The sequence below is a fragment of the Lactobacillus sp. genome, from assembly GCF_051893255.1.
Taxonomy (GTDB): Bacteria; Bacillota; Bacilli; order Lactobacillales; family Lactobacillaceae; genus Lactobacillus.
Genome location: NZ_JBJFHB010000003.1, coordinates 15,734 through 18,341, shown reverse-complemented (window position 1 = coordinate 18,341; position 2,608 = coordinate 15,734). Strand labels below are relative to the sequence as shown.

The window sequence follows — 2,608 nt, the reverse complement described above, 5'->3', positions numbered from 1 at the left end:
GTCAAGAAGGAATTGATCGGGACCCAGTTCGAAACCACTTTTGCCCGCGAAGCCTTCCCATGTGTCGATGAACCAGAAGCTAAGGCAACCTTCTCCTTGGCCTTGAAGTTCGACGAACACGAAGGCGAAACGGTTTTGGCCAACATGCCAGAAGACCGGGTAGAAGACGGCGTTCACTACTTCAAGGAAACGGTCCGCATGTCCAGCTACCTGGTAGCCTTTGCCTTTGGGGAAATGCGCTCAGTTACCACCCACACTAAGAGCGGCGTTTTGATCGGCGTTTACTCAACGCAAGCCCACCAGGAAAAGGAATTGACCTTCTCCTTGGACATTGCTAAGCGCGCCATCGAATTCTACGAAGACTTTTACCAAACGCCATACCCACTTCCACAATCCCTGCAATTGGCCTTGCCTGACTTCTCAGCCGGCGCCATGGAAAACTGGGGTCTGGTAACTTACCGGGAAGCTTACCTGCTTTTGGACCCAGACAACACCACTTTGGAAATGAAGAAGCTGGTTGCTACTGTGGTTACCCACGAATTGGCTCACCAATGGTTTGGTGACTTGGTAACCATGGAATGGTGGGACAACCTGTGGCTGAACGAAAGTTTTGCCAACATGATGGAATACCTGTCAGTTGACCACCTGGAGCCAAACTGGCACATCTGGGAAATGTTCCAAACCTCAGAAGCAGCCGCTGCCTTGACCCGGGATGCAACTGACGGCGTGCAATCAGTTCACGTTGAAGTTAACGACCCAGCCGAAATCGACGCCTTGTTTGACGGCGCCATCGTTTACGCCAAGGGTTCCAGAATGCTGGTTATGGTGCGGTCACTTTTGGGCGACGAAGCCTTGCGCAAGGGTCTGAAGTACTACTTCGACCAGCACAAGTTCGGCAACGCGGCCGGCGACGACCTGTGGGATGCCTTGTCAACGGCTACTGACCTTAACATCGGCGAAATCATGCACACTTGGCTGGACCAACCTGGCTACCCAGTAGTGAACGCTTTTGTCGAAGCTGGTCACTTGAAGCTAACCCAAAAGCAATTCTTCATCGGTGAAGGCAAGGAAGTTGGCCGTAAGTGGGAAATCCCATTGAATGCCAACTTTAAGGCACCAAAGATCATGTCTGATGTTGAAGTTGACTTGGGCGACTACGAAGAATTGCGGGCAGAAGCTGGTCACGCTTTGCGTTTGAACGTCGGCAACAACTCCCACTTCATCGTGAAGTACGACCAAACTTTGATGGACGACATCATGAAGGAAGCCAAGGACCTGGATCCAGTGTCACAACTCCAATTGATGCAAGACTTGAGACTTTTGGCAGAAGGCAAGCAAGTATCCTACGCTGACTTGGTACCAGTCTTGGAACTCTTCAAGAACTCCCCAAGCCACCTGGTAATCGATGCCTTATACACGACGGCTGCACAGCTCCGTCAATTCGTAGAAGCTGGCAGCGCTGAAGAAGCCAACCTGCGTGCTTTCTACAACGACTTGTCCAAGGACCAAGTAGCGCGTCTTGGCTGGATGCCAAAGGCCGGCGAAAGCGATGAAGACATCCAAATGCGGCCATACATCTTGAGCGCTAGCCTGTACGGCAAGAACGAAGCATCTGAAAAACAAGCTCACGAAATCTACGTTGAATACCAAGACAAGTTAGCTAGCCTGTCAGCCGACATCCGGGCTTACGTTTTGATCAACGAAGTTGAAAACTACGGCTCAAGCGACCTGACTGACAAGCTCGTTGCCTTGTACCAAGCAACTAGTGACCCATCCTTCAAGATGGACCTAGAAGCTGCCATCGTGAAGAGCAAAGACGAAAAGGAACTGAAGAAGATCATTTCTTGGTTCGAAAATGCGGAAATCGTTAAGCCACAAGACCTGCGCGGCTGGTTCAGAGGCGTTTTGTCAAACGCTAAGGGTGAACAGCTCGCTTGGGACTGGATCCGCGATGAATGGGCTTGGATGGAAAAGACGGTCGGCGGCGACATGGAATTCGCAACCTTCATCACTGTCATTTCCAAGGTCTTCAAGACCCAGAAGCGGTATGACGAATTCGACAGCTTCTTTACTGACAAGGAAAGCGACATGCTGCTGAACCGGGAAATCAAGATGGACCGGAAGGTCATCGCTAGCCGGGTTGACCTGATCGCTAGTGAAAAGGACGCCGTTAACGCTGCAGTCAAGGCTGCACTGTAAATTAGCGTGAAGGCTTGATATAGCTTAATCGGCGGTTAAAATGAAGCCCCCACTTCTATGTGAAGTGGGGGCTTTTTTGCGTGGTTTCGGGGTGTGCGGTGAGTTGGTGTTTGGGGTGGGGCTGTGGGGCTTTGGGACTGAGTTGTCCCCGAAGTATGTCAACCGGTGTGGATTTTGCCGAAAATCGCCCCCGAAGTATGTCAACTGGTGTGGATTTTGTCGGATTTCGCCCCCGAAGTATGTCAACCGGTGTGGATTTTGCCGAAAATCGCCCCCGAAGTATGTCAACCGGCGTAGATTTTGGCCAGAATTGCCCCCAAAGTATGTCAACCGGTCTGATTTTTGTCGAAATATGCCCCCGAAGTATGTCAACCGGCGTAGATTTTGGCCAGAATTGCCCCCAAAGTAT

At 51.2% G+C, this 2,608-nt stretch carries 1 protein-coding gene and 1 pseudogene; both read left to right on the top strand.

The features are described 5' to 3' along the window. On the top strand, window positions 1-2,199 hold a 2,199-nt coding region (locus tag ACI4WN_RS00210; RefSeq protein ID WP_439776463.1), incomplete at its 5' end, for a M1 family metallopeptidase. A 131-nt stretch (window positions 2,200-2,330) separates the two neighbouring features. Then, a pseudogene (locus ACI4WN_RS00205) lies at window positions 2,331-2,608 on the top strand (hypothetical protein); the annotation flags it as partial.